Here is a 25983-nt window from a genome sequence, read left to right as displayed (position 1 = left end):
TCGACCATGGGAGGATCCTGATGATTAACCTGCGTGAGTCCCATAATCAATATCAGAAGCTTAGCCTGCTTTTCGTTACTTTGCTCGGCATTGTGATGACCTTTATTTCAGTTCCGGCTTCCGGGTACAGTGAAGCCTGGGGAGGGTGCTTGATTCCTGTTGGAACCGAGACCGCAACAGGTCCTGTCATTAGTATGGTAAAACTGCAGGACAATAAACAGGAACTCATTGTTGCGTGGAAAGGTTTGTTCCTTTTGGATAATAAGCTGAAGCAAGTGGCCATAGTTGATCATGAAATAATTGGCGAAATTACCGCGATACAAAAACTGCCTGGCATCGATGAAGTACTTATTGGTGCTATTAATGGTGTATTTCTATATGACGCTGCATCACGAAAAGTGAATATGGTTGACGGAGGTGGTACTGAGCCCGTGATCTTGATGCACTCATTGGCTGATGGTAAAGGGGTTTTGATCGGCACCTGGGATGGCCTATTTTTATTTGATATAGAATTGAAAAAAGTGGTAAGGCTAGAGTGGGAGAAGCCGGGGGCGGTAGTTTGGATGTATGACTTACCTGGACGTAATGGAGTGCTAATAAGTACTTGGAGGGAAGTATTCCTGTTTGATCCTGAATCAAAAAAAGTGGTTATGGCCAGCGATACTGAGACGGGGAAAGCTGGTGAAACATTTGCCCTCCCAAAAAGTGACCAAGTACTCATTGGAGCTCAGAATGGCTTATTTATCTCAGAAGGAAAACGAGTGAAAGTGGTCCCAGGAGTTATAATAAATTCAGTAAATGCGATACATGACCTGCCTGGTAGCTCCGAGATACTCATCGCTGCGAAAAGTGGCATTTATTTGTTTAATAAGGAGTTATCTATAACAAAGTTGGCTGACGGTAACACCGGATCAGTCTACGACACGCAGGATCTGACGGATGGCAAAGGTGTCATTATCGCTGCGGAGAAAGGTTTTTATTTGTTTGATAAGGCTTTGGGAAAAGTAGTTCCGGTTGAGGGGGAAATTCCTGACCATGTGTTTGTCATGCACGATTTACCCGGAGCTAATGGAATACTCATTGGTGCGAAGAATGGGTTATATCGTTTCGATATTGCTTCAAAAAAGATCGTGTCAGTTGGTGATGTAAGTACGGGTACTGTGGACCAAATGCATGACTTGCCCGGCAATGATGGACTATTAATTGGCTCTGCGAACGGGTGGTTTTGGCTCGATATGGTGTCATTGAAGGTGATCCCTGCGGGAGGTGCGAGGACAGGGCCAGTGTTCGCGTTAGATACTGCACCTGAAAGCGATGTAGCCTTAATCGGTGCCCAGAATGGTCTTTATACAATTCCTTCTTTGCCATTGAGTAAAGCTGATGTCCAATTTATTCAGAAGGATTCATTTCTTAAGGATATGGCCCAAGAGGTTGAGCTACGTATTTTACATCCCTGCGCTTCTCAGATTGAAGAGCTCGGACTGCGTCTCTCACTCTTACACGATAAAGCTGAACCGAATACGAAAGAATGGGTTGAGATTAATCGAGTTAAAAGTACGAAGATGACGACTGAATTCGCTGACGTTTCTTCAATCGTGACATTTAAGGAAGAAGGTAACTGGCAGTTACAACTATCTCAGGCTGGAACCACCATAGGAAATACTATCCAGATTCCTGTCAAAGGAAAAACACTGATAGAATATTTAATGTCTATCTGGCCACAATTAGTGGTCGTGACCGTAGCTATATATGTCATACTATTTTTGGTTTTGTTAGTATTATCTCATTATTCACTCTCCGTTTTTGGTGTGCTTTCGGATCCGGCCTGGGGCGCAAAATTATTGACCTGTCCATTTTTTCTTTTGCGACATGTGCCGGCAGTACAGTGTTGGGTATTGGAGCCTTGGTTTCAGAACGTCCGCAGAAAGTTACTAGCCGCAGAACCTTCTCCTTTCCTTGATTCACTTGTACAAAATAATAAGAGAGAAATGTTAGCGTCCTCAGCCTTGCTCGGTGAATTAAACTCCCTAAAACGTGTTTGGTTGCAAGGGGGCATTGGAATGGGGAAAACAGCTATTTTTAAAGCATGGGCGAGGGCCTACTACTGTGACCCAGAAAATACAACACTTTCAAATGTAGTTCGGCAGTATGGTTTTTTATTGGTTATGGTGCCAGTTAGAGATTATGCAATGATTAAGCCCCCAGATTCAGCTCATCCTGAAAGCTGGGTTGTCGAAGTCATAAGCAGGAGATTCATGCAATTTGGGTTGCCGCTTGGCGATGTAAGCTTACTGACAGCTATGCTGCGTGCAGGTCATATTGCTATTGGGCTCGATGGTACAAATGAAGCTGATTGCAAGGAGGCGATTAATTCGTTTGAACGGCAGTTCCCTCAAGTAAAAATAATTGCTACCTCGCAGTCCGTAGTGCCAGAGAATTGGTCATCTTGGACTTTACCGAAAACGATTGCCAAACAACGTGTAGAGCTGCTGACGATATGGTTCAGAAATAGCGAAACAGGTAAAGCACTGGATAAACGTCTGGCTTCGGAGAGTAACGTTGAAATCGTGTCAGGCTATGACCTCCGGCTTCTGTTTGAACTTATGGAAAGCGATCCCTATGGTACACCAATACCAGAGGGGCGAATTGGACTCTATTGTGCCATTTTGTCAAGGGCCACACGTGGTGATGGGGAACCGCTTGACCTGTCACCACTCCGGCAACTTGCGGTGAAAATGGTCATCGATAAACGACGTTCGTTTACGTTCGAAGAGGGAGATGTACTTGGCGATGACGTTGCAGATATTCTGTCCAAAGACAGTCCAAAGGTGATACGTAAGGTGCATAATAAATGGGAGTTCCGCCATGACCAAATGCGTGCTTTTCTCGCAGCCTGTTCATTAGCTGATGACTCTCCAACGATGAAAATACTCATATGTCGCATCGAAGAGAGCAAAATGTTTCGGTTGATGAGGGATGATCAAGAGGCCCTATGGGGATTTCTGGCTGGTGTACTCAGCGATACAGATTTGCGGACTTTATGGATCTACGCGCAAAACGAACCTGAAGAGAGAGCATTGTTGCAGAGCGCGCTTCAACGCATAGCCGATAAGCGTAAGATACAACTGTCACGACCAGTGGCAGATTAAACTTTTAATGGGTGATGAGTGGAATTGTCCGATATTCATACGTTTGGTTGCTGGTCTGTGACGCTGTTTTCGATCTAACAGTTCGCTGCAGCAGGCCCGGCGATAACGTGGCTGCTGAGTTTTCGGCGTACAACCAGACACTGAGCAGCCATCTGCGTGGTCAGACGCCGAACGATAACGTCCTAATAACTTTGAGTCGGTTAACTTTATCCAAAGCAAAAAACTCCGCCGCATGAGCCGTCATCAGAATCTATCGATGCTGAATCTACGAGTAACTTATCCAGGAGAAAACCTTACAACTTAGCCACCACAATAGTGTCTAGCCAATGTTGAAATGTCGTATTTAAAGCCAAGCTGAAGTGACGTCTGTGGTGAGTCCGGGCAATGCCTTCTTCAGTCTGATTCAGGGTTTGAGGACGGGCGAGGGTGCCAGGTTTTCTCGGCAATCATCATTTTCCGCACGGTCTCTTTTGAAATCCGGACACCGTATTCTGTGGTCAGAATTCGCCAGATGGCTGACGGATTCATACCCCGGCCGCGTGAGCGAATAAGCTGCAGTGCCTGATCTCTGATGGTGGTGTTTAACTGATGATTGCCTGGCTTTCCACGGCGCCGGCTGACCAGACCGGCTGGCCCCAGCTCGCGGTAGCGTTTAATCAGACGGGAGCACTGACGACGGGTGAGCTCCATGGATTCCGCCACTTTTGCCAGCGTAATTTCCCGCGCCATATAGGCTTCAATCAAATCCAGGCGTAGCGCTTCGTGAAGTGTCAGGAGCACTGGTTTGTTGTCGTCCATTTTTCTCTCATCTGTCGGCCATATCAGATCCGCAGGTGAGGGAAGGGCTCATCGCTTCAGGCTGGGGATAAAATCCTGCGGACTGGCCAGCACCGGGTTGATCGCCCTGAGCTCTTCCAGTGCACGTTCCTGAGCGCGCCTGCGGGGCATTTTTGTACTGCGCATTCGCTTTCCTTCAGCCTCCAGCTCTTCCTGTTTCTGCTGTGCCAGCCTCAGAACGGCACCCAGTCGTTTGTTATCAACAACCGCCCCCTGATCAACGCAGGTCAGTTTATCGAAAATCTTATAACCCAGTGGCCGGTGCTGATGCCGGAAAGTAATGCTTCCGTCAGGGTAATCATAAACGGTAATTTTTTCACCTGCTATGCGCGTATTTTGTTCGGTGGGTTCAATGATATACATCACTTTATCATACTGAAAAGTCAGTGCTTTCGATAAGGTCCGCAGCTCCTGCCAGGCGAAGATATCATTCAGCTCCAGTGGACTCTGTGTGACCGCACGGTGCAGATCTTTAGGGTATTTTGCCGGCCGGGAGAAACGACGGTTAAAATCAGACATGAAATGTTCAATCCACTGATTGGCTTCAGCAACCGAGCTGATGTTCTGCAGTCGCATCTCTTTAATCAGGCGATCCTGCAGGGTTTTATTGACCCGTTCCACGCGTCCTTTTGCCTGGCTGCTGTTGGCACAAATCAATTCGATCGCCAGTTCCCGGAGAGCCCGTCCGAACTGGGTTGTGCCGGTACGTCGGCTTTCGGGTCCGCTGACCCTGAACACCGCATGCTTGTCGCTGTAAAATGCGACAGGTTTACCATGTTTATCAATGTATTGCCGGGTAGCCATCATGTAGTCAAAGGCGTTTTCTGAATCACAGAATCGCAGGTGCATCAGGCGACCTGTGGCGTCATCCATGAAGACCAGAAGACAGCATTTTGGGGCTCTGCCTTCGAACCAGTCATGGTGAGAGCCATCGATCTGAACCAGTTCGCCGAGACAGTCGCGACGATATCGCGGCTGGTAAACCCGGGGTCGCCGGCGGGAATGAGGACGCCAGAGACCGTCGGCTGTCATCCAGTTACGGATGGTTTCAACGGAGAGATATATATGATGGCGTTCAGCCAGTTTTTCGGTTGCGAGCGTTGGGCCAAAATCTGAATAGTGGCACCGGATCAAATCCAGGGCTTTACAGCGTGTTTCTTCGTCGATCCGGTTGTTTGCAGGACGTCCACGGCGGGAAGATGCAAATGCGGTTGCGCCATCTGTCCGGTACAGACGCACAAGACGCTGCACCTGACGAACACTGAGCTTAAGTATGTCTGCTGCGTCGCGCTGAAGCAAAGCCCGGTCAAATACTCGCTGAATGATGCCAAGCCGGTAAAGTTCTTTGTCTGTCATAGTCACCAACATAAGATCGCGGTCCTGTGCTGAGCAAAATGAAGGCTTAGCGTACACGACGCGTGTGAATTGTGCTGAGACGACAATAACGCTTTGTGCTGACAATATGAGTACGCATAATGTATATTATGTTAAATTGCAGGCCAAAACGAGTAAACCGCTTGTTATGCGCGTTAATCTCAGAAAACCCTTGTTCTCCGTGCCTTAAAGCGTATCCGTAGTCAGTTTAAAAATCAACTACAAACAAGCAATCCACATCACATCCCCGCCCTTTTCATTCAACCATCCAAATTATCAATCACATACGGGCATTAATTGATCCGTTTCGATCACTCAACAGATCGCGTTACCGCGTCATATGTGCGTTCGCAGACGCTACCGGCACTGGCTGCTGCGTCAGCATATTTAGCGATTTCTCCCGCGCGACGGTCTGATTCTTCGTACAGGTCGGCAAGCAAACTTGCGGTCTCGGCGGCTGTCTGCCTTCTGGCGGCATCTGCGGAAATCCTGCCTGTTTCACTGGTTGCGAGTTCACGCCTGATTTTGGCGAGTTGCCCGCGCAACTGGTCAGCAGCATTATCAGCGTCAACAGCATCAGCCAGTGCCTTTTGTTTTTCCCGTTCTGCATCATTTACAATTTCCTCTGTTTTCTTCTTACGCCGGAGTTCTTCTTCACGCTGCGCTTGTTCCTGTGTCAATTGCGCTTCTTTATCGGCCTTGTCGCGCGACGACCACTTCAGTTTCCATTCTTTATCGTTATCCTTTTTCCCGGCCTCAAAAGCTGATTCATGGATGACATAACCAACGCCGCCTAATGACGACGCTACAATCAGGCCAATTAACACGGCATATTTTGTTTTCATTTGTCCATGCCCCAGCAAGTTAACTCTGATTCCTGGTCTCTGCGAATGACCTGACCATAGCAATTATTCTCCCGGATGCGACAATCGCGCCCGGCATCCCATACCCAGCGCTGAATTTGTTCACAAGCGCCTTTAAAGTTTCCCGCGTTCAGGTCACGATAAAAACCAGATGGAAAACATTTACCGGGGCCAATATTCCACGGACAAAAAGAAGCAATACCAACTTTTTGCGGGGCCGTTAATGGCACGTGGACATTTTTATCCACCCATGCCAGCGCCTTAGCTTGTTCAGCTTTATCTATTTGATCGCACTGTGCTCGCGTTAATTTCATGCCTTTGATTACCGGCTTTCCGTCAACGTAAGTCACACCGCCGCAAATAGTCCATACACCCCTGCTTTTGTCCTGGTATGCCGTCAGGCTGGTTCCTTCTTTTTCGTGTTGAAACTGCGCCATCAATACCGGAGCGCTGGCCCCGGCAGCAATCAAACCCAGCATAACGGCACTTAATTTGCTCTTATTCCCCACGCACACCCCCACCTAAAGCGATTAGGTATTTTTTGCGCTCGTAATACCAGTTAACGAGGCATGTGACCACAGTGCATAAAATGCCGATAATTACCGCCCATTCATTAAGAGAAAGCACCGCAAGAGCCGCCGTAATAATTCCCACCCTGTATTTAAACCAGTCCCAAAACCTAATCGCACCCAGCGTGAACCCCACCACCAAAGCCAGCAGAACACCCAGCTTTTTAGGCGAAAGTGATTCAATAAATCGCTTCCAGAGTCTCCCCACTTAATCACTCTCCAGTTCGTCATAAAAGAAAAGGCCAAAGCCTCCATCAAAAGCGTTAACGTCTCCAAATTTTTCATTTGGTCTAAGACGAGCAACGCCAATTGCTCCCGCGCCAGCATAGCCCGGCAATTTCCCGCTAAGGCCGTGCCAGACTCCCGGACGCAAGCAAATTTGTGACAGTGTAACTGTCCTGTCTGCGTTGGATATTTCAAGCCACCACAGCGCTGTGGTTGTTGCGAAGAACAGGCGCATATTCAAAACCACGCCGTTTAGTGATGATGTAAATTCCTGGTCTGGGATCGATGCAATAACGCCAATCTCGTAGTAGGCAGGCTCCATTTACGCCCCTCCCAATCCACGACGCATCTTTTCAAGCGCGTAGACTTTTTGCGGCTCTTTGTTCGCGTCTACCGCGGTGGCGCTCTTTTTACCTGCGGAGGTTTTCCCCTTCCCTGCCGGCTTAGAAGTTTTTGCGGATTTAGTCCTGCTACGCTGGAACGCTATCGTTTCAACTTTCTGAGCTGTTAGCTTGACGGTATAGCTGTTTTTCTTCGGAACAGCTTCGATTGAAAGCGATGTGATACGGCATTGAGGCATTGCCATGAAGGATGTATAGACCGATACAAATTCCTTCGTATCGTATGCTGCCTGAATGGCCTGCGCCTGATTCATGGCGGAGACCATATGCAGCGGCGCAAAAGGCAAATCAGTGCCGGTGATGACGCCCTCAAAGCTGGCTACCTTTGGATCGTCAACTTCACCATCTGATATTTTATATCCCGTCTCAATCTTCCCCTGTGTAATGGTTCTTTTTGCCGATACTTCCTCACGCGTTTTGAGCCTGAGTGACACTGTCACCCCTGACTCAAACACCATGACAGCCCGTTTATCGCGTGGTGCACTAATCGCCGCGTCCATACCTTCAGCCATAAAAACCCCAAAAAAAATCCCCTTCGTAGAGGGGATTTTCACATCTTAGCTGTGTGGGTTACATGCTGTTACCGCTGGCGGTTAATCGCTCTTTTTAGCTTCTGCCGCTTCACAAATTCGGCGTAGATACTCGTTGTTTTTGAATGAAACCATGATTAACTCAAAAATCACCCTCGTAGCCACCAGAGATACAGCAAAACTAATACTCATACCTTCGCTTTGACGCAGCCAGCTTAAAATGCTGCCGAGGATGAGAAGCACTGTAACCAACCAGTAAACAACAGTGATTATTTTTGGTGTTATGAGAGTTTCGAAGGTTGCGAAATCCTTAAACTCATTCTTTGGCATTGCCTTATCCTTATCTTGCCCCTGTTGACTCCGCGATATTACCACCAATATCACCAGATAGAGTACCTGGCTCATCAATATTATTTACCGTGTCAGCGGCCTCTTTTGGGCTATTAACAATAATGGTGGTTGTTTTATTTCCACTATTGCTAATATTTGGTGTACCTGTAGCCGTTGAAGGGAGGATTCCAAGAGCGCTTTCTATGCCCGGTAATGGATTAAGGTCGAACATGTCACTTAGCCCACCCAATGACCTGAATGTATTCGGTAGCGGCGTAAGGTTATAAAGCCCTTTGAAAGCCGTCATCCACGGATTTTCAATAGCATCGGAGATAATCCCGTTGCTGCCATTTTGCTTAGTTGCATTGTCTATACCTGAAGCAGCCTTTCCAGCCAAATCAATAATTGTTCTGAGCGCTGCTATAAGATTTGGGTAACGCCGTTCAAATTCGTCAAAACTGCCAAAAACACTATCAAAAATGGTGCCTCCCTTGCCATCTAACCATGCTTTCCATTCTACAAACGCTTCATAAACAACCCATACAGCAGCGCCAATTGCCAGAAAAGGCCATATAGCAGCCATAACCGGAATTGCCAACGCGGTAAATGCTGCACCAACAGCGCCAAGAATACCGATAAGAATCGCTGACTTGCTTTCATCTGCCAGCGTTGACCAGAACGCGGCAACCTCTTTTTCCGCGCTTCTGGCTAAAGGAATAAGAGTATTAGCAGCCCAATCAGTGAATTTTTTCCACTCTCCGCCGATAGTCGCCTGCGCTAAAAATGCCTGCCAGTCATTTTTCATGACTGTCATTGTCTGGCCCCACGTCCAGCCCTGTTTTTTAAGCAGTTCGGCATTACTTGCCGCCATTTTTTCAAAGGCTTTAATCATCGTTTCCGCCGTCAGCTTCCCGGCTTCTGACATTGCCCGTAGCCCTTTCACATCCGTGCCGAAAGCCTTCGCCACTTCCGGGGCCATTGTACCGATGGCCTCCATGAAAGATCTAAACTCATCTCCGCCGAATCGGTCAGAAGAAAATGCCTGGCCCATCTGGTAAAGCGCTGCATTTACCGCTTCAGCACTGCCGCCGCCTAGTTGTAATGCGCCAACCAGCCCCTGAGTCGCCCGGATTGTTTCCTCCTGAGACTTTCCAAGTTTCTGCGTGGCGGTCGCCATATTGGTATACGTTGATATAAACGCTCCGCTGTCACTTCGTACATCACTCGCGGCCTGATTAAGTGCAAAGAAAGCCTCTTTTGCGTCTCCGGTTGTCTGCGTCAACCTCGCAATCTGCGCCTGCTGCCGCTGGATTGAATCAAGGCTGTCAGCCAGCGCATTACCCGCCGCCATAATGCCAACAGTTAGCCCGGCCCCTGCCAGCATCGTATCAACACCAAACGGGTTACGTATCCCGCTCTGTACGGCATCAGCAACAGGTTTCTTCCTGGTATTTAACGGCTCTCCGGAAAAATTTGACGCGTCGAACGGGTTAAAACCACCAGCACGCGGCGGCGGTAAAAGCAGACCTCCTCCACCAGAACCGCCACCGCCCAGAAGAGGAAGGCCAATACCGTTACCCATGCCCTGAACGGCTGCACGTGCGACCTTCTGAGACTCGCGTCGTACAGTCTCCGCCAGAGGTGTACGAGCAATCAAATTCGTGCCTGTAGCGGCTACTGTGGCTATTGCTGCTGTAGCGGCGGCTGTCGGTGCTGTTGATGCACTGCTGGGCGCGTATGGGCTTGCAGGCTTCAGGTTGTTAACGCGCTTGATAGCAGCGTCAAGCTGATTAACCTTTGCGATAGCCTTATCAATCGCAGCATCAAAGCTGTTGAGCCCGTCAAGGTCTGGAATAACGTCAATTTTCGTTACGAGATCGGCTGACTGGTCTGTCATTTTTTCACCTTACTAAGCGCGTGCTGAACCGCATTATCAAACTGGATAACGGCGGAGGCTCTCATAATGGAATCAAAGGAGGCGCGGCCTGACACTACATCGCTGAAGCTAATCAGGCCGCTTTCTATCACTCGCCAGATGACAAGCTCTGTGCGGACGGTTCGGTCAAGGTTTTCAGCAAGGCGCTGAACAGTTGCCGCATGGCTCCCTGCATCGTTCCCGCTGTGTCCAGACCAATATTTTTTTTTAACCCTGCTGTAACCGGAAGAATGGAGAGCTTCAGGCACTCCAGCGCCACCAGATAAACATCGGCAATGTTAGTAGCGGTGAAATTGGTATTCACTGCGTCCCAGCTATCCAGAAACTCGCCATTATCGACCAGTTGAGCGCGGGATTTTGCCAGCAAGGTAAATAACAGCTCGTCGTGGTCTTCCCGGTTAAGCACACCGAAAATCTTCGACGACATAGAAAGAATGCTTTCTACCTGGCTGATACCGTGTTTGGCGAGAATCTCCGCCACGCGCAAATTAAAGTGAATGGCATCAAAAGCGCTCATTCGGACTACACAGAATTTACGCCCGTTGATTTCAACGTGTTTGATTGAGTCGTCCATCAGGTAATATTCACTCCATTAATGACCGAATCCACCTCGCCAGTAACGAGTTTCCATTCCAGTGTTTGAGCACCAGCGCCGTTATTTGCGCCATCAGTAGGCTGACGGGCAAACATCGCGTAACCCATGCGGTGTACCGACAGATTACGCGTATTGGTTAGCGTGACGGGTACTACAGACTTCGTTTTCTGCATCAGAAAAAGAGCCGTGTTAACCGGGGAATTTCGCTGTGTGACGAAGGTTAAAGACCCTTCCTCCGTTGGATTATCAATAAAAGACCAGTCGCCGCCGATGCCGGAAGAAACGGTAATCTGGTCATCCGTCATTTCCAGCGTGATATTGCTGTCTTTAGCCAGACCGATTACCGGCACAACGCCTACGGTAATCAGCCAGTCCTTAGAGGACATTACGCCTAAATACATAGTTAAACCCCGTAAGTCATTGCGGTGCCAACAGCATCAACGTGCTTAATGGCGTAGCGGAGATAGAAATAGAATTTAATGGTGATATCGCCTTTGATACGCTGCACGGCACTGATTTCTGACATCGTCGGACGTACTACAGTAAATCCACGGACATAATCGCCGTTATCGTCCGTAAAATTCTCCATAATGCCGCCAGCAGTCTGGCCCGCCTTCAGCGAGCTTTCCATCTGGTTAGAGACCAGTTCATAGCCCGGCATGTCGTGCCCTACTTTGTTGCGGTTGATATGCAGCGTAGCAAGGTCTTTTTGCATCTTGTCGGCCTGCCAGTAGCAGAAACGAACAACTTCAATCGCTTCTCCGTCGCCACACGTGCCGGGGTAAGTTACCGTGACACCGGAACCATAATCTTCAAAGGTATTACCGTTGAGCGCCTTAATTTTCTGGTAATCGGTTTCGGTGAATCCATCACTTTGAACGGCGTTAAGTGTCTTGAGCGCCCACGTTTCTGAGCCCGGTTGCATGACAAGACAACGCCCGGCGATAGCAGCGTCGAGGAAGTTCTTTTCCAGCTTCGTCGAAATAGCAAACGAACCCGCCATATTCTTATCGAAAAGGTATTTCGTAATGCTGTCAGTCGCCCAGGTGGAGGACGTGTAGTCGTCGATAAACACCGCCATTTTATCAATCTGCGATTCGACCCAATCAGCAATAGCTTTCTGAATCGACAGATTCCGCGACGGCGTCATGCACATAAAGAACTTGTTGTACTGGTTTTTGATGGCAGCAATCGCAGCACTGACGCCAGCAGCCAGCGCTGTAGATTTAGCATGGACAACTTCGGCCCCTTCCAGATAAACAATGCGACCATCAACCAGAAACTGACCTGTAGTCGTTGCATCAGCAACGATATCAGCCGCTGCGCCAGTGCTCCCGGCCCAAGTAGTGCCGTTATAACTGGCGTAGCGATATTCCGTACCTTTCACATAGCCGATGGTGGCCTTTGTAGTTGTAGGTGCGCCGGAAACCGGAACCCCCGTCAGGGTAATCATAGTTTTGCTGTAAGCGGCGGAGAAATCGCCGACAACCAGCGTATCCGGTGACGGACTTTGAGAGAAATACGCCTGAACCGACAGAAGATTATCGCCGGACACGCCGTCTGAAATGGCATCATCAGCGCTGGTATAGACCCGGTAGAGATCGGCAAAATCCGCGATGGTTGCGGATTCGTAATCTGTGAATTTTTTCCCGAAAAATGCCGCGCCCGGCGCGAGGATTAACCCGACACCAAACACGCCATATTGAGCGGCGGTAGTTTGACGCCCAATTTTTACACTAAAAAGCCGACTTAAATTCGCCATTTAATAGCCCCTGATAGCGAGAGTGACTTTATCGCACGGTGTGACCGTCGCGCTTTCAATCCAACTCTCTCGTTTGTAATGCTGGTACACAAATGTCAAAGACAGCGTTACCTGTGCCATCTGCTGGTAAACGAGGTTATCAATTAGAGGGGAGCTATTCTCGAAATCGCCCGAGCGGTCAATACAGCAGTTATTTTCGAACTGCCAGAAATCACCTTCAGTCGAATCGACCTGATTCAAAAAGTTTTCCAGAAATGCCTGAGCGTCATCTGATGACCGGATAACGATAATTTTCGCTTCACAGTTGTAGTGATAAACGCGGTAATCGCCATCCCATGACTTTGCGAATGCCTGCGGCTCTCTCGATGACGTGAGAAGATGGACGGCAGTAAACGGATCCTTTGACTCTGGAATCTTCTGTTGTGCGTAAATGGGACTATCGCCCACCAACTCAATCATTGCCTGTCTTGCCCGTACCATTGCAACGTAGGGCGCACCGCTCAGGATTGTTGGTCTGGCCTGCGTATCGGTTTCTTTGAGTGTGCCAGCCGGAAATTTTACAACATCGCCAACATCCAGCCGGAAATCAGCCGAAATATTGATAGTGGTTCCGCTGCCATTATCCAGCACAACAGAACTGACCACGGACGGATCCCGATAATTATATGGCGTGAATAAAATATCTTTGCTGTTGCCGTTAGCGGTGAATGTCGCCTTTTCTGCACGATAATCAGAATATGATAATTCCCCGTCAACGGTCATTAATTTGACCGTATAATTAGTCATTATCCCACCAGCGCGAGCGCGTCCCGTTCTTTCATACCAAATAGCAAATATTCGTAGTGGTTAATAACGCCGTTTTGCCATTCCTGCCGCTGCACCACTTCGTAATATTTACCCGCACATAGCACTATAGCGCCGTTATGCTCACCCTCTTCTGTAACCTCTAAATCCGTTTCGCCAATGGCTTCCATGTAATCTTGAGGTTTGCGCCCGGTAAGGTACGCCCGAAATGAACCGCCACCATCAACCGGCTGCATACTGAGGAAAGCGGATTGTTGCTCTGAATATCCCTCGCGTGACATACCGCCAACTATCTCAATCGGTAATGGACGCCAGTAGTGAATTAATCGTCTCATGCAAAAGCCCTGTAGTTGACTGTCTGAATAAGCGTACCGCTATGAATAAGCGGCTTTGTTGAACCCTTGCGGGCGATGGTGATATCTGAGTTAGGACGGTATAGCGCGGAATCAGCGATTGTTTTTCTGGTAATTTGAACAGCCTGAGCACCTATGCGAGCAATAGCCTGTTGCGGAGTAATGCGACCTCGTGCAACATCACGCAGAACCTCTTTGTAAGCGTCTGTGCGCATCCAGTCAGCTATTCTGTCTGCCGCAAATCGCATAAACGGACGCTCTGGTATTAACTCCCATCCCATAGCGTTCTTTGTGCCGAAGTTATTCCAGGCTCCATACAGCGCAACATCGACGCCCTGATTCATTTTCCCTCTATGAATACCAACGGTAAGCTTGATGCCCGCCAGCGCATTCACGCGCTGACGGATTACACGGTCAAAGCCCTTTGTTTCAAACTTTGCACCTCCACGCATGGATCAAACTCCGTTAAACGTTTTCAAATATCAGAATATTTATCTTCAAAATCGAGCGTTGACCCTCTTATTATTGCTGATGGCCAAGTTGGCCATTCGCATTTTTTAGAATAAAATCCCGTTAAGAGGCGTAACCGATAAGAATGCAACCGCCTGTCAAATCCCCCATTGCGTCTAAAAACTCCTGCCCCCACTGCGTACCCTGCCAGCCAGACTTTTGCGCGGCTTCTGTGAATGTCACCGCTACTTTCCCTTCCCGGCGACTTGCAACACCGCGAACACTTGCGCTTATGCCTTCTACTGCTATTGGGGCGAGATTGGCAGCAACATACAGCGCTTTCAGGCGCTCAATGTCGTAACCGTACTCCGCAGCGGCCCGCAGGTTGTAAAGCCGCTCACATTGAGAAGAAAGGGCGCTAATAGCGCCCTCATCAAGTGTCACCCCCGGTAGCAGAATGGCGAGCCAGTCATTTACCGTCATGCTATGCCCTTACTCGTCGTCAGAATCAACTACGCCGTCATGCTCTTTATTGAGCTTTTTGGCTTCAGCGGCTGGAACTTCTTTTAATCGTCCTTCGTCCAGAAACTGCTTAACGCCGCCGATGGTCAGTGTTGCGCCGTCCACTTCGACCGCTGCCAGCGGAGCGATTGAGATAGTAATAACGGTGCCTTCGCTGTTTTTTGCACCGATGTGAATCGGTGCCTGAGTAGTGTTAGTCAGAAAAACTTTTTCTTTCTCAGCCATGGGTTAAATCACCTTTGAGGATTTGGCAGCAGCCAGCGGCGCACGGACGATAACGCCAGCAGAGCGCGACAGGCACGGGATAGACAGGTCTAACCCGCTACGCTGAACCGGCAACTGACGGAACAGCACAGGAGTAGCCTGGGCGAAGTGGCGACGATTGTTTGCCAGCGCGATACAGATACCTTCATCATCCAGATCGGAGTTTTTGCGGAAAGTAACTTCCGGGTAAGAGCTACGCAGGAATGACAGCACCGTGCCGAGCGTACCACTCAGGCGCAAGCCCTGAATTCGCGCCCACGCCTTAGATGGCATGTGGAATTCATTCACTTCGTAGATTTTCGTGGTGTTTACCGCAGCAATAAGCGCTGATGCGTCGTCGCAAATCTTATCGCCGTCAGAAGTCGCCCAGGCACCTTGTAACGCCACCAGCGGAATATTTGGATGTTCGATAAAGCCGATAATCTGGTATTCCTTGTTGCCGCGCCACAGCAGATTAGAAACGGTTCGTTCATGCGCTTCGCGGGTATTGAGCGCCAGAATGTTATCAAGCGGAGTGCCGGACATTGCCGCCGCCATAACATCACTGTAGGTGTAGCCATAGCCCAGCCCAATATCGTACATCAGCGCGAAGTATTCCCGGCCTTTAGCGCTCATCATCGGCATATCTGTACCGAATGCCGCCATGATTTTAGCCATGCCCTGCGCGGAGTACATGCGATAACCCGCCCACTTAGCACCCTCGTTGATTCCCGGCTCCTGCTGGAACATGGTCAACGCGACCGGCGCGGGCATTTCTTCCATGTAAACATCGTTTGACATGGAAATGAGGTCGCGGGCAAAAATTAGCCCTTGCTCGTCAACGTTGATACCCGGCACCGCGCCAGCTACCTGCGCTTCGGTAAAAAGCTGCGCCATAAGCGCGGCTAAATATTTCTCATTCATCTTTTAGGGTTTCCCTGTTAGCTAACGGTGATTACAGCGGTGTCAGTGAAACCACCGTCTTCAGTACGTACCGTAATGATTGCCGTCTGTCCGGTTGTTGCCCCGCTTTTCACCGTGGCAAGGCCGGATGCGTCCACAGTTGCTACGTTCGCATTGCTGGATGCATAGGTAACGTCTTTATTGGTCGCACCTGCCGGAGAAACTGTCGGCGTAAACTGCTGAGTCGCGCCAGCGGCTTTAGATGCGGTTTTAGGCGACAGCGCAACGCCAGTTACAGCGACTTCGCGTGGATACCCGGTGCTGAGTAGTTCGCCATCAATGACCATCACAATTGCCGTGCCGCCGCGCTGAGTTGGCGATTCAAAGCGGAAGCGGCTTTTATCTCCGGATGCAGCAACACCCCATTCCATATAGCCGGTAGTTGCGTTACGGCCTTTCGGCACGGCTAAATCACCCACCTTCGGCGATTCACCCGTTTTTACCGCTACGCGGATCGGGCCATTTTCGACAATACCAATCGGGCAATTGATAGTGACCACGCCAATGCGCGTGTTGCTACCAAATCCCGGTGTGGCGGGCATATTGGAATGCGCGGTAACAGCAATGCCGATGGCATCCGTAACATCACCATCATCAGGTAAAGCAACGCAGGTTGAATCATTACCGGAGGTAAGTTTCACCGCATCGCCCGGCGCAACTTCACCACCAGCGCGACGGGAGGTTACGCGAGCGGAGGAACGGAAAGACGGCAGAACCGCCAAATCACCCGGCAACCCCGCGTCAAAATCGTCTTTAATCGTGGTCTGCATTATTTGCCTGCCTCTTTTTTGCCAAAGGTGCGAGCCAGATAATCCTGATGGGCTGACTTCTGATCGCCCTGCTCATCGGTGTTTACTGCTGCGCGGGGATTACGCGGGGTTTGTTCGAACTTCTTACCGCAGGCAACCAGCGCCATTGACAGCGCAACATCCACCTGCTCATCCGTCCAGCTATCCATGTTTACTTCAGGGTTTGCCTTACGAATGATGGCCTGTTTGACCAGATTGATATCGCCCAGGCTGTCGGTGTTGATGTTCAGGCGTTTAGCTGCTGCTTTCAGGTCATTTTCCTGACGACCATCAGCAACACCTCTCTCGTAGGCTTCATTGCTGGCTGAGTCCATATTTACAAGGCGGTTATTTGCTTTCAGCAGGTCGCCCTGTGTTTTGCTTAAATCAGCCGTAAGCGTTTGATTTTTCACTTTAAGGCTTTCAATTTCGGCTAACGCCTCTTCTAATTCCATCGGTTCACCGTCCAGATTGAATGTTGCAGTTTTTACCCGTGGGTTACGCACAATGCTCAAATGGTTGTAATTGATACCCTTTTGCACCGTGTCGAACGTTTGCCCGTCCGGGGATAGTCCTGTCTCTTTTGGCTTTTCGTCGCACTGATACCCCGCCGAAGCACCCCGTAAACGTTTATCCTGCTGAATCAGTCGGATGGACTTCTCATCCTGAACCAGTGCGCGGGCGACAAGTTCATCGCCCTGACGCATAACAGCAGTAACAACCCCCGCAGAAACGGCCCGGTAGTTTTTTGACGTCACCAGACCATTGCGAGGATGTGACACCGTCACAGGCTTGCCGATTAAGGTATTCATTGAGTCCTGGTTAAACAATTCATCGGCTGAGCGGTACTCTTTAGCCGTGAATGCATCACCGCGCTTGCGGTCATAAACCAGCACGCCCGGACGGGCGATAGGGATATCAATCTGGAGATAACCTTCCGGGGTTATCTCCCATTGCTTGATGGCGTCAACGTTGACCTGTGTTTCTTGCAGCAATTTCTTTCTCCGCTTCTTCAACGTCCGACGCAGAGAACAACCATTCAGGGAAGCAGCGGCATAAATGCGGTTGCCCCGGATTCCCGTCCTGTGGCGGTCTGGTCGGCTCGTATGCCTTACCTTCGCGCTCAACATGCAATTTTCGCTCGCGTTCGTCTAACATCCCCCGCCAGCGGTATATTTTCATCCCGGCAATACGGGCGTTGGCTTCCTCCAGATTCCAGGCCTGATTACCTATCTCATTGCGGGCGACGTTTCGGGCTCTCCGATAGGGAATTTCCATTTCAGTTGCCAGTTTATCGGCGATATAGTCAACGCCCCGCCCCTCGCGTAATCCCTGCTGGACGACCTTAATTCCACGCTGTAGCGCCTCATCGGAGACGTTCTCCATGCGCCCCATACTCTCCGTGAGCCAGTCCGCTGTTTGCTCCAGCAGCTTTTTATCGCCGTCATAGATATCAACGGATATCAGGTCAGCCATATTTTCGGTTGGCAGTTTGATACCCGGTGCCAAATCAGTATTGGCGGCAGCGCGAACAATAAGCCGGAAATCGTCAACCGCCGAGTTAGCAAGCTGGGTATTTGCAGCTTCCATAGCCGGTAATGATGGAACCGTGCTCGCGGCTCTCATCGGATCCGTTAAGCTGGCGAGCGGCTTAGATATTGCCCCCGCTGTATCTGGTGTGGCTGATAGCCCTGTTTTCAGGTCAATAAGATTCACACCATCTACGCGGAAGCGCTGGTAATAGCTCTGGTAATACTCGTTAGTCAGGCCAAATCGACCATTTACAATAGCGGCCTGAACATCATCAGCGGTGCGGTTGATAACCCGAAGGTAGGTATCTGGCCTTGAGCCCGTCACTCTAGCGAAGTCTTTAGCCAGGCTGATTCCTGCCTGCCGCCTTACTTCACTGAATGCATAGGCGGGAACGGCCCCAAACTCACCATCTTTTAGCAGCGCCGGAATGGCTTTAAGGAATATTGATGCATCCGGCAAAAGTTCCTGAGCAACAGACCGGACAAGCTTTTCCTGCTGCTCACGCGTCATACGTGAGTAATTCCGTCCGGCTTTCTTCTTTATATATACGCGCACTTTTTTGACCGTTGCGGCGGCGATGAAATCCCCCAACAGGTCATCAACGGAAATATCTTTGCCATCTGCGGCATCGGTATTGAGCACCGCGCCGGATTTACCGATTGCTCTGTATGTCTTTATGCAGGCATCGCGAACCCATTTACCAATAAGCCGGGCGTTATCGCCCAGCCTTTGAGCGTAAACCAGTTCGATAGCCAGCGGATACCCGGCGTCGTAACGTGGTTCACTCTTCGCCATTATTGGCCTCGTCGTTGTCTTTTTTGGCGCTATTCCGGTTCAGATTCTCGTTGTTCTGGTTCGAATCGTCGTCATTCTGGTCATCAATGGTGCCAGTTGCGGGCGGAGTGGTCGCAAGCATAACCACCGCTCCAGTTTCCTGCGCCGTTGCGCGGGCCTCTTCGCTGGTAATAGCTCGCATTGAATAGTAAAGCTGTGCCGTTTCCGCTCGTTTCTTGTCCCGGTCTACCTCGCGGTCTATTTGCCCCTGAGATTTATTCGGCACAAAGTCAGCGCGGATCCCCGTATAGCGAAAAGCCAGCTTTTTCAGTGCCGGAATGATGTAATTGGTGTTGATATGAGAAACAAGGTTTTGCCATTGTGCATCGGCGCTGGTATCGCTATTGGAAAGACCGCCTTTACGCTCTGCCAGCATAGCTATGGGAAAACCTGTTTCTGCGCATACCAGCTTAATAGCCATATCAACAAGGTCGGCGGTTCCGGTCATAGTGGACTGCAGGCGGTTAATTTCCTCTTCATCGTCAATCGCGACCATATCATTTAACTGACGGGTTGCCGCTATCCCTCCCAGCCTGCGGGCCGCTGCGGCCTCTCCTTTAGCCGTTTTCAGGTCTTCAGCTAAGTCCTTCTTTTTATAGATATCCTGAACGGAAAGGGAAAGAATGCTGATAATTAGCTCATGCGAAAGCCCCAGGCGCTGTAACGCCGCATAAGGCTTGCAGAGCAATGGTTCGCCAAATTCGATACCAACCATCGCGTAAATCGGCTGATAGTTTTTATCGCCAAAGAGGATCGAATCCTCCTGCTCAATAAACACCTCGCCACCGATGGGGCTTTTAAGCTGGATACGCCAGCCTTCCGGCAGACCAAAAAAGGGCGAATTATAGTCTGCAAACCAGTCATTCGACGGGGTAATCCAGTGCGAGCCGTGGCAACGCACCCACTCTTCCCCCATAACCAGAACAGACCAGCCATGATGACGCTTTAGAATGGCGGCGCTTTCCACTACCTGCCACGCGCTCATTTCGTCAAAAATCTGCTGAATATGCTTTGAATCATCGGGATTTTCAGTAACCACTGTGAATCCGTTCAGCATGGCGGCAGCAACCGGTTCGCTGATAATTCGCCAGCCTATACCGGATAGCTCCCCGGTCATTGCAGCCACCAGCGGAATCATCCCCTCGGCGGCGCGAGCCTTCATGCGGTTTGCTGTCGGTGAACTCATCCCCGCCGCACCCTTTGAGCTTGCTGCTGCGCTGGTCATCATACTGACATAGCCATCAACATTGTAATTAGCCGGCTGCAAGCCCTCTTTCGTTAAAATCCCCTCAGTGGGAATCAAGCTGGTTTTGTTCGTCATTCGATAATTCCTGATTTCATGCGTACCAGATGTGGGAATATGGCGTCAGCGTAGTCAGTGGACACGCCCAGCCGTTTTTTAACTTTTTTCTTCGCTTCAATAAGGATTTTGTCGTCAGGAGTGGTTTCCCACATGACGCCAGTAGAATCAGAAAGGATGCGGTCGATATATCGACGCGGTATCTGGTCAGAAATCGCGAAAAGGCCATCAGGCGGCATAATGTCTGTCTCTATCCAGCGCACAGAGTCGTTAACTGCATCCCGATACGCCCACCACGCCTGCGCTCGCAGGTTGTGGAAGGTATCTTCGTTCGGCCTCCCGCCGCGATATCTGGACTTTTTGCGCAACACTTCGCCCTGAGCGACGAATTTACGAAACTCAATCTCTGAATCTTCGTATTTGTTTAACTCGCCTTTAACACCAGAACCAACGCCGACAGAGTCGTAAATCAGGACGGTACAGCCTTCTTCCGTCGCCATCTTTAACGCCTGCTGCGCAAGCTGAACGGTGTCACGCGCCTGCAATCGCTCCATACGGTACAAAAATCGCCCGTCAAAGAACGACAACACAGAATCATCATCGCCATCATCAGCAACATCGAGCACCGCCGTTTTAACGCCAGTTCGACACGCTTTCGCCAGTTTCGAATCGGGCGAAACAACTAACTTTTCAAGATGGCCACGGTTAACAACAGCGCCGGGTAAATCACTGACGGGAACGCCGTTCCAGATGTTGTCGTACTTGTCCGGGTAATACTTCAGCGTATAAATCCGCTCTTTATCCAACGTCGAATTGAAATATGGGTTGTGATACCAGTTCACCTCCTCAATAAACCAGTCATCCTCTGCATTGAGAACGTATCTGACATAGGTTTCATCCCACGCAAAAGCCGGGTTGAAGGTAATCCATAGTTCAGCACCGTTGCGGCGCAATGTTGGGGCCAGCGTTTCCCACGCTTCAGCCGAAATCGCGTGCGCTTCCTCCACCCAGCAAATGTCCACACCTTCAATGGATTTAATGCTGTCGAGGTTCGACTGAAAGCCCAAAAACCGGAATTCAGCGCCGGATTTAGCCTTGATACTGTTTTGAGTTATCGTGAACTCTGATTCATACCCCAGACGGCGTATCGTATCGCTGAGCAGCTTATGTGATGATGCGTCGATAGATTTTTGCACCCGGCGCAAGCACAGAATGCGCAGGTCATATCGCACAGTGAGCTGAATCAGTGCTTCGGCAATCCTCCATGACTTACTGGAGCCACGCCCACCGCGCAGACATTTAACGCGGTGCGGTTTTGTCGTGAGCGAACGCATGACGCGCCGCCACTCTGCCATTTTCTTTTTCTCTGACAGCCAGTAGCGACGGCGCTCTAAATCATGCTCAGGTGCTATCTCAATCGCCGTCATCGAATCCCATATCCCGGTAAATTTCGGTCAGTGTTTCTCTCGCGAGGCGCTTACCTTCGTCGGTTATCGGCTTGCTAATATCCACCCCGGCAAGCGTAAGGATCCGCGCGGCAAGATGTGACTTATCCAGCCCCTCAACCTGCCATCCGTGCTTTGTTCTTTTGATGTTTTTAACTGCACGGGTATCAATTGCCGCCATGCGGCTGCGGAACACCTCCGGTTCAAGCCTCATTTTCTCCAGCGCCTGCAATTCCAGCATTACCGCTGTTGAATCCGGCGCACGGAAACGCGCCGAAAGGTCAATTAACGCCTCCTGACGCCCCACGATATCCGCTGCAATGATGTGCTTTTTGTAAACGCTGACGGCCTGCTGTATGTCGTCATTTTTAAGTAACTTTTCAGCCTGAAAATCATCGTTAAAGCCCTTGTAATCACGGTTGCGCGACTTTGCATAGCTGAACCCCGGCGCTTCCCGCGCTTCAGCCACCAGCTTTGCAAATGCATCATCACGCCTGTTTATTTTTATTGTCACAATTCCCCCCTTGTGAGGCTTGCAGCGTAGCGAGGAAAGAAGAGGATCAAAAACAGCGTTACCGCTGGCGTGTAGTACAAATAAAAAAAAGCCACTCCGGGGGCGGAATGGCTGAAATCACAAGGGTAATAACAAAGGCTTAAAGGTAACAGGCAATGCTTCCTGTCCGTGGCAGGTGCCATTATGGTTTTTTACCTGGAGGATTCAAAAGATGATGCGAGAGGTAACGCCAAAGAAAAGCCGCCCCCGAAGGAGCGGCGTTTAAAGGTGCTCAGGCCATGCCAGACAACCAGAAAGGCGGGGACGGATCCCCGCCCTGATTTAGCGACTCTCCTTAGCTTCGTAGGCAAACTTTGCCGCTACCTGCACACCTCCCTGACCTATGGACGCTTCGCAAAGCGTCCGGTTAAGGGCGGTATACGCCAGTAACGCCGCGATAAATATCGCGATAAACAAAAAAACTCCCTTGTAAAACAAAGTTGCCTCCATCGCTTTTGGGAGGCTATAATCGTGTTGTCACGCAAGATTAGAGGCCTCGTTGGTTAATGAAAATTGACCTTCGGGGCTTTCTTCTATCTGCCGCATGGTGACATGAGGCAGACAGCCTCAAGCACCGGGCAGGATTATACCCATAAACAATCCCTTACCGCAAAAAACACCCCTTCTTCCTTTCGTCTTATTTGTAGTTGCTATAAGATATTGCTTCGATTTATCGCCGCGTCAGCAACCAGTAATGGCATACGTGCGTCAGTACACTGCCAATCGAAATACCTATTGCCAGTATTGAAACCACTTCAGAGTAGGACATAGGGAACCTCCATGAGTTATAGCGATACACTTGCTACAATCGCGCTTGTAGTATCTGTGGCCGGGACTATTTTTAGCTGCTTTTTCAGTTATCGTCTTTCAGTAAGGGCAGAAAAACGCAAAGAATTCAATGCAGTTGCAGACCGAATAACCCTGTCATTAGTCCACCAGCAAGAGTCTGCTGATAACGGGCACTATCCGAACAAAACCCTGACTGAATCAGACCTTCACGCGCTGTTACTGGTTAGTAATGAGCGCGACGCAGCCAAAATAAGAAATGCCTTCGCAAACTACCAGCTTTCGCTTGAGAGGGCTGGCGAACGGAATGCCGGGATGTATGACTTCCACTCACCACAGGAAATCATCAAAGCCGCAGAGCAATTGAAGAAGTGGACAAAACACAAGTAGATACTTGCTTCTTATCTGTAGTTGAAATAAGATCTATAAAGGTGCTCAAAACACCTTACAAGAAGCGGCATATCACCCCGTCAGCGTGATTTTTTTGTACCCAGAATTTATGCTCTGGTGGCTCCGGCTACGCGAGTGCTGAATTATGGGGTGGAGTGCGACGAATAGCAGGCCTCTCCGTCTGTGAATAAGTCCGCCGACTTCTTGCGGTTTTGAGCTCCACCCCGCCCCATCTCAAAAGTGGGGATTCAGTCTCACAAGAAGGAGCAACCACAATGAGTACATTACTCACCATCCCCGACGCCGCTGAACTTGCAGTACATACCATGATGACACTTAAAGCCGCTGGTTATGCAACTGCCGCTATGATTCCCGTTCATAAAAACACCTCAAATGAAGTCGAAAAAACGGAAGTGACCGCGCCGGAAGTCTACGTAGCGCCCGGCAAACAGTACGCCAATGCTCAGGAATCGCTGGCGCATCTGGTGCGCGAACTGAAAAACCCGGAACGCGACAACTATAACGAAACTCTGGACTTTACTTTCGCATCACTGGCGCAACTGCTGGACATGCTACGCGAGCCCATCTATCAGCATGGCCTGATGCTCAAACAGGAGTTTGAGAAAGGTGACGAGCTTCCGCTGGAAATGGTGACAACCTTTATCCATATCCCAACCAGCACGGAAGCATCTTTCCGGCTCCCGGCCTTTATCAAAGAAGATAAGCGCCTCGACGAATGCCAGCGCGTCGGCGCATCCTTCACCTATTTTCGTCGCTATGGTCTGCGTCAGGCGCTCGATATTACTGATGGTGATGACGATATCGACCAGGCAGACAGTAAGCGCGAACGCCGTAAGGCCCGCTCCCTAAACAGTAGCCGCAAATGGAAGCCGACCAAATCAGAACGCACTAAAGCGGAATCCATTCTGAACATGCTGGTCGCGGCAGGTGAATTTACTGGCAGCGCGGTAATCGCCCAGGCTAAAGCGCGTAACCCGTTTCTGCGTACACCGTCAGAAGTCGCAGAGGATGTTATCCATTCTCGCGACAACGCCAAAGATGATGACGCAATGGCCCGCGATACTGTGTTGCGCTATGGCCTGACGGATGAGCACTGGCAGAGCTTCTACAAACAGGCCGGCTTCTTTCAGGTAGACGGTGACGAACTTATCGACACCAGAACCGGCGCACACGTTAGCGCTGAAATCGCTATGGATATCGCAGAATCCCTTTCTTCTGTCGCGATTTCCAGCGCGGATTCAAACGATGTGCATGATACCCGCGATATGTCAGCGCCAGTCGCCCGGACATTTATTCCTGACTGCACCCCGCTTGATGACGATGAAGAGGCGTTTGTTGCCGCCGTCGAAGCGGGCCACGATTCGGAAATTATCGAAATCGCTATGCGTCAGATGGAAGTTCATGTGTCACACGGTCTGGATATGCGCTCAGTGCACAGCGACACAAGCTATCACCGCCGAAACTGGTATAACGCCTGCCGCGAGTTCTATACGCTGGCGCTGATGCGTGGTGATGTGAACTTTGAAGCGCTGGCAAATCCTGAAATGAAAGTTGCTCGCACCATCATGGATATCGTCGGCGCTGACGGCGATAACGAGACCAGCGAATCCGCCATTATTTCAGCACAGGCACAAATCACCGTCGATGCGATGCAACAAAAGGTCGATATTGCGCAGGAAATCGCAACAGGTGACGCTGATACCGATATCAAGCTGCAACAGCTTCATGAAATTGCGCGTCGCTGCGATGCGTACACCGCTGGCTATATCGACACTCTCATCCTTCACGTTGAAAGCGATGGCTTCAACAGTGAAATTCCGGCGTATGTCCCTGAATCTGACCTTCCTTACTGATATGCGGGGCTCTCAACATGAAAACCGCACAGGAAAAGTTACAACGTCACTCTGAAAAACGGCGTGAGTATCAGCAGCGGGCCATTGCCCGCCAGCGTGAGAAACAGGCAGACCCGGAATGGCGTCAGGCTCAGTACGAAAAACAGCGGGAACGACAATCCCGCCATATTGAACGGGCAAAAAATAAACCGTGTACACGTGGTTTGAAGGGACGAACGCCCCGCGCCGATGAGCGCTCAATAATGGACAAAATCGGCGCTCTACCCTGCATTGCCTGTTACGTTCATGGGATTATTAACGATGTGGTCAGCCTGCATCATATCGAAGGGAGAACAGCAGCAGGCGCACACGCCCGCGTATTGCCACTGTGTGACCATCACCACCAGCACGCAGCGCCAGCAGCAATACGCGCTAATTATGCCTGGCTTGTTCCGGTTCATGCTGATGGAATATGCGGAGGAAAAGCCGCATTTGAGGCCCTAAACGGTACTCAGGACGATTTATACACCCAATGCCTTGAAATGATAGCCTGACACCCACCAAACGCCGCCATGCTTCATCTGGCGGCGTTACC

28 protein-coding genes are annotated in these 25983 nt (G+C 50.1%); 4 read left to right on the top strand and 24 right to left on the bottom strand.

The features are described 5' to 3' along the window. Positions 1-20 precede the first annotated feature (20 nt). Positions 21-3149: a hypothetical protein gene (locus MKS11_RS04845; RefSeq protein WP_284109423.1), complete on the top strand. Its 3129-nt coding sequence runs from the start codon at positions 21-23 to the stop codon at positions 3147-3149. A gap of 393 nt (positions 3150-3542) precedes the next feature. Here MKS11_RS04845 and MKS11_RS04840 read toward each other — a convergent pair whose 3' ends face one another. From MKS11_RS04840 to MKS11_RS04725, 24 genes are all read right to left on the bottom strand, one after another. Further along, the gene (locus MKS11_RS04840) at positions 3543-3947 is read right to left on the bottom strand and encodes a helix-turn-helix domain-containing protein (protein WP_009484309.1); all 405 of its coding nucleotides are present in this window, start codon (positions 3945-3947) and stop codon (positions 3543-3545) included. A gap of 48 nt (positions 3948-3995) precedes the next feature. Then, positions 3996-5342: an ISNCY family transposase gene (locus MKS11_RS04835; protein ID WP_077249638.1), complete on the bottom strand. Its 1347-nt coding sequence runs from the start codon at positions 5340-5342 to the stop codon at positions 3996-3998. A gap of 329 nt (positions 5343-5671) precedes the next feature. Beyond that, complete coding sequence (locus MKS11_RS04830) at positions 5672-6205, bottom strand: DUF2514 family protein (RefSeq protein WP_284109422.1); 534 nt, start codon at positions 6203-6205, stop codon at positions 5672-5674. Beyond that, positions 6202-6702 carry a lysozyme gene (locus tag MKS11_RS04825; protein WP_284109452.1) on the bottom strand — a complete coding sequence of 167 codons (501 nt, stop codon included), beginning with the start codon at positions 6700-6702 and terminating at the stop codon, positions 6202-6204. The genes MKS11_RS04830 and MKS11_RS04825 overlap by 4 nt, the downstream gene beginning before the upstream one ends. A gap of 19 nt (positions 6703-6721) precedes the next feature. After that, complete coding sequence (locus MKS11_RS04820) at positions 6722-7000, bottom strand: HP1 family phage holin (protein WP_409254978.1); 279 nt, start codon at positions 6998-7000, stop codon at positions 6722-6724. After that, complete coding sequence (locus MKS11_RS04815) at positions 7001-7339, bottom strand: phage baseplate plug protein (protein WP_094963540.1); 339 nt, start codon at positions 7337-7339, stop codon at positions 7001-7003. Further along, positions 7340-7930, bottom strand: a complete 591-nt coding sequence (locus MKS11_RS04810) for a phage baseplate protein (RefSeq protein WP_284109421.1) — start codon at positions 7928-7930, stop codon at positions 7340-7342. Between the two features lie 81 nt (positions 7931-8011). Then, positions 8012-8278 carry a DUF4282 domain-containing protein gene (locus MKS11_RS04805; protein ID WP_016808969.1) on the bottom strand — a complete coding sequence of 89 codons (267 nt, stop codon included), beginning with the start codon at positions 8276-8278 and terminating at the stop codon, positions 8012-8014. Positions 8279-8288: 10 nt separating this feature from the next. Then, a complete protein-coding gene (locus MKS11_RS04800; protein WP_284109420.1) occupies positions 8289-10175 on the bottom strand; it encodes a tape measure protein in 1887 nt (628 codons plus the stop codon). A 127-nt stretch (positions 10176-10302) separates the two neighbouring features. Next, positions 10303-10788, bottom strand: a complete 486-nt coding sequence (locus MKS11_RS04795; RefSeq protein WP_117111834.1) for a phage tail assembly chaperone — start codon at positions 10786-10788, stop codon at positions 10303-10305. Further along, the gene (locus MKS11_RS04790) at positions 10788-11210 is read right to left on the bottom strand and encodes a phage protein (protein ID WP_016808972.1); all 423 of its coding nucleotides are present in this window, start codon (positions 11208-11210) and stop codon (positions 10788-10790) included. The genes MKS11_RS04795 and MKS11_RS04790 overlap by 1 nt, the downstream gene beginning before the upstream one ends. Before the next feature lie 2 nt (positions 11211-11212). Beyond that, positions 11213-12571: a DUF3383 family protein gene (locus MKS11_RS04785; RefSeq protein ID WP_284109419.1), complete on the bottom strand. Its 1359-nt coding sequence runs from the start codon at positions 12569-12571 to the stop codon at positions 11213-11215. Further along, entirely contained in the window at positions 12572-13357 is a 786-nt protein-coding gene (locus MKS11_RS04780; RefSeq protein WP_284109418.1) for a hypothetical protein, read from the bottom strand. Then, positions 13357-13710, bottom strand: a complete 354-nt coding sequence (locus MKS11_RS04775) for a hypothetical protein (RefSeq protein ID WP_284109417.1) — start codon at positions 13708-13710, stop codon at positions 13357-13359. Before MKS11_RS04775 ends, MKS11_RS04780 begins: the two co-directional genes overlap by 1 nt. After that, on the bottom strand, positions 13707-14180 hold the full coding sequence (locus tag MKS11_RS04770) for a hypothetical protein (RefSeq protein ID WP_284109416.1): 474 nt from the start codon (positions 14178-14180) through the stop codon (positions 13707-13709). Before MKS11_RS04770 ends, MKS11_RS04775 begins: the two co-directional genes overlap by 4 nt. 121 nt (positions 14181-14301) lie before the next feature. Next, positions 14302-14661, bottom strand: coding sequence for a DUF4054 domain-containing protein (locus MKS11_RS04765; protein WP_284109415.1), 360 nt, complete (start codon positions 14659-14661; stop codon positions 14302-14304). 9 nt (positions 14662-14670) lie between these two features. Next, positions 14671-14925, bottom strand: coding sequence for a hypothetical protein (locus MKS11_RS04760; RefSeq protein WP_284109414.1), 255 nt, complete (start codon positions 14923-14925; stop codon positions 14671-14673). A gap of 3 nt (positions 14926-14928) precedes the next feature. Further along, positions 14929-15867 (bottom strand): major capsid family protein, encoded by a 939-nt coding sequence (locus MKS11_RS04755; protein ID WP_223566374.1) that lies wholly within the window; start codon positions 15865-15867, stop codon positions 14929-14931. 17 nt (positions 15868-15884) lie between these two features. Next, on the bottom strand, positions 15885-16676 hold the full coding sequence (locus MKS11_RS04750) for an Ig-like domain-containing protein (RefSeq protein WP_284109412.1): 792 nt from the start codon (positions 16674-16676) through the stop codon (positions 15885-15887). Next, positions 16676-17689, bottom strand: coding sequence for a DUF2213 domain-containing protein (locus MKS11_RS04745; RefSeq protein ID WP_284109411.1), 1014 nt, complete (start codon positions 17687-17689; stop codon positions 16676-16678). The genes MKS11_RS04750 and MKS11_RS04745 overlap by 1 nt, the downstream gene beginning before the upstream one ends. Further along, positions 17661-19022: a phage minor head protein gene (locus tag MKS11_RS04740; protein WP_284109410.1), complete on the bottom strand. Its 1362-nt coding sequence runs from the start codon at positions 19020-19022 to the stop codon at positions 17661-17663. Before MKS11_RS04740 ends, MKS11_RS04745 begins: the two co-directional genes overlap by 29 nt. Further along, a complete protein-coding gene (locus tag MKS11_RS04735; RefSeq protein ID WP_284109409.1) occupies positions 19009-20382 on the bottom strand; it encodes an anti-CBASS protein Acb1 family protein in 1374 nt (457 codons plus the stop codon). The genes MKS11_RS04740 and MKS11_RS04735 overlap by 14 nt, the downstream gene beginning before the upstream one ends. Then, entirely contained in the window at positions 20379-21788 is a 1410-nt protein-coding gene (locus MKS11_RS04730; protein WP_284109408.1) for a PBSX family phage terminase large subunit, read from the bottom strand. Before MKS11_RS04730 ends, MKS11_RS04735 begins: the two co-directional genes overlap by 4 nt. After that, complete coding sequence (locus MKS11_RS04725) at positions 21775-22320, bottom strand: hypothetical protein (protein WP_004113051.1); 546 nt, start codon at positions 22318-22320, stop codon at positions 21775-21777. The genes MKS11_RS04730 and MKS11_RS04725 overlap by 14 nt, the downstream gene beginning before the upstream one ends. An 819-nt stretch (positions 22321-23139) precedes the next feature. Between MKS11_RS04725 and MKS11_RS04720 the strand changes: the two genes are divergently transcribed. The 3 genes from MKS11_RS04720 (at position 23140) to MKS11_RS04710 (ending at position 25942) form a co-directional block, all read left to right on the top strand. Further along, positions 23140-23535: a hypothetical protein gene (locus MKS11_RS04720; RefSeq protein ID WP_175818020.1), complete on the top strand. Its 396-nt coding sequence runs from the start codon at positions 23140-23142 to the stop codon at positions 23533-23535. Between the two features lie 275 nt (positions 23536-23810). Further along, positions 23811-25409 (top strand): ERF family protein, encoded by a 1599-nt coding sequence (locus MKS11_RS04715; RefSeq protein ID WP_284109407.1) that lies wholly within the window; start codon positions 23811-23813, stop codon positions 25407-25409. Between the two features lie 17 nt (positions 25410-25426). Beyond that, a complete protein-coding gene (locus tag MKS11_RS04710) occupies positions 25427-25942 on the top strand; it encodes a Ref family recombination enhancement nuclease (RefSeq protein ID WP_284109406.1) in 516 nt (171 codons plus the stop codon). The last annotated feature ends 41 nt before the right edge of the window (positions 25943-25983 follow it).

This window comes from Klebsiella sp. K5-45 (genome assembly GCF_030128605.1).
Classification (GTDB): domain Bacteria; phylum Pseudomonadota; class Gammaproteobacteria; order Enterobacterales; family Enterobacteriaceae; genus Klebsiella; species Klebsiella quasipneumoniae.
This window is presented reverse-complemented; position numbering and strand designations above follow the sequence as displayed.

What these genes read in the sequence shown, in the direction of transcription:
- MKS11_RS04755 (WP_223566374.1), bottom strand. Translation starts at nt 15,867, where the DNA reads ATGAATGAGAAATATTTAGCCGCGCTTATGGCGCAGCTTTTTACCGAA.
- MKS11_RS04715 (WP_284109407.1), top strand. Translation starts at nt 23,811, where the DNA reads ATGAGTACATTACTCACCATCCCCGACGCCGCTGAACTTGCAGTACAT.
- MKS11_RS04815 (WP_094963540.1), bottom strand. Translation starts at nt 7,339, where the DNA reads ATGGAGCCTGCCTACTACGAGATTGGCGTTATTGCATCGATCCCAGAC.
- MKS11_RS04845 (WP_284109423.1), top strand. Translation starts at nt 21, where the DNA reads ATGATTAACCTGCGTGAGTCCCATAATCAATATCAGAAGCTTAGCCTG.
- MKS11_RS04765 (WP_284109415.1), bottom strand. Translation starts at nt 14,661, where the DNA reads ATGACGGTAAATGACTGGCTCGCCATTCTGCTACCGGGGGTGACACTT.
- MKS11_RS04805 (WP_016808969.1), bottom strand. Translation starts at nt 8,278, where the DNA reads ATGCCAAAGAATGAGTTTAAGGATTTCGCAACCTTCGAAACTCTCATA.
- MKS11_RS04775 (WP_284109417.1), bottom strand. Translation starts at nt 13,710, where the DNA reads ATGAGACGATTAATTCACTACTGGCGTCCATTACCGATTGAGATAGTT.
- MKS11_RS04750 (WP_284109412.1), bottom strand. Translation starts at nt 16,676, where the DNA reads ATGCAGACCACGATTAAAGACGATTTTGACGCGGGGTTGCCGGGTGAT.
- MKS11_RS04760 (WP_284109414.1), bottom strand. Translation starts at nt 14,925, where the DNA reads ATGGCTGAGAAAGAAAAAGTTTTTCTGACTAACACTACTCAGGCACCG.
- MKS11_RS04795 (WP_117111834.1), bottom strand. Translation starts at nt 10,788, where the DNA reads ATGGACGACTCAATCAAACACGTTGAAATCAACGGGCGTAAATTCTGT.
- MKS11_RS04720 (WP_175818020.1), top strand. Translation starts at nt 23,140, where the DNA reads ATGAGTTATAGCGATACACTTGCTACAATCGCGCTTGTAGTATCTGTG.
- MKS11_RS04790 (WP_016808972.1), bottom strand. Translation starts at nt 11,210, where the DNA reads ATGTATTTAGGCGTAATGTCCTCTAAGGACTGGCTGATTACCGTAGGC.
- MKS11_RS04740 (WP_284109410.1), bottom strand. Translation starts at nt 19,022, where the DNA reads ATGGCGAAGAGTGAACCACGTTACGACGCCGGGTATCCGCTGGCTATC.
- MKS11_RS04770 (WP_284109416.1), bottom strand. Translation starts at nt 14,180, where the DNA reads ATGCGTGGAGGTGCAAAGTTTGAAACAAAGGGCTTTGACCGTGTAATC.
- MKS11_RS04835 (WP_077249638.1), bottom strand. Translation starts at nt 5,342, where the DNA reads ATGACAGACAAAGAACTTTACCGGCTTGGCATCATTCAGCGAGTATTT.
- MKS11_RS04735 (WP_284109409.1), bottom strand. Translation starts at nt 20,382, where the DNA reads ATGACGAACAAAACCAGCTTGATTCCCACTGAGGGGATTTTAACGAAA.
- MKS11_RS04710 (WP_284109406.1), top strand. Translation starts at nt 25,427, where the DNA reads ATGAAAACCGCACAGGAAAAGTTACAACGTCACTCTGAAAAACGGCGT.
- MKS11_RS04830 (WP_284109422.1), bottom strand. Translation starts at nt 6,205, where the DNA reads ATGAAAACAAAATATGCCGTGTTAATTGGCCTGATTGTAGCGTCGTCA.
- MKS11_RS04800 (WP_284109420.1), bottom strand. Translation starts at nt 10,175, where the DNA reads ATGACAGACCAGTCAGCCGATCTCGTAACGAAAATTGACGTTATTCCA.
- MKS11_RS04840 (WP_009484309.1), bottom strand. Translation starts at nt 3,947, where the DNA reads ATGGACGACAACAAACCAGTGCTCCTGACACTTCACGAAGCGCTACGC.
- MKS11_RS04825 (WP_284109452.1), bottom strand. Translation starts at nt 6,702, where the DNA reads ATGCTGGGTTTGATTGCTGCCGGGGCCAGCGCTCCGGTATTGATGGCG.
- MKS11_RS04730 (WP_284109408.1), bottom strand. Translation starts at nt 21,788, where the DNA reads ATGACGGCGATTGAGATAGCACCTGAGCATGATTTAGAGCGCCGTCGC.
- MKS11_RS04780 (WP_284109418.1), bottom strand. Translation starts at nt 13,357, where the DNA reads ATGACTAATTATACGGTCAAATTAATGACCGTTGACGGGGAATTATCA.
- MKS11_RS04810 (WP_284109421.1), bottom strand. Translation starts at nt 7,930, where the DNA reads ATGGCTGAAGGTATGGACGCGGCGATTAGTGCACCACGCGATAAACGG.
- MKS11_RS04785 (WP_284109419.1), bottom strand. Translation starts at nt 12,571, where the DNA reads ATGGCGAATTTAAGTCGGCTTTTTAGTGTAAAAATTGGGCGTCAAACT.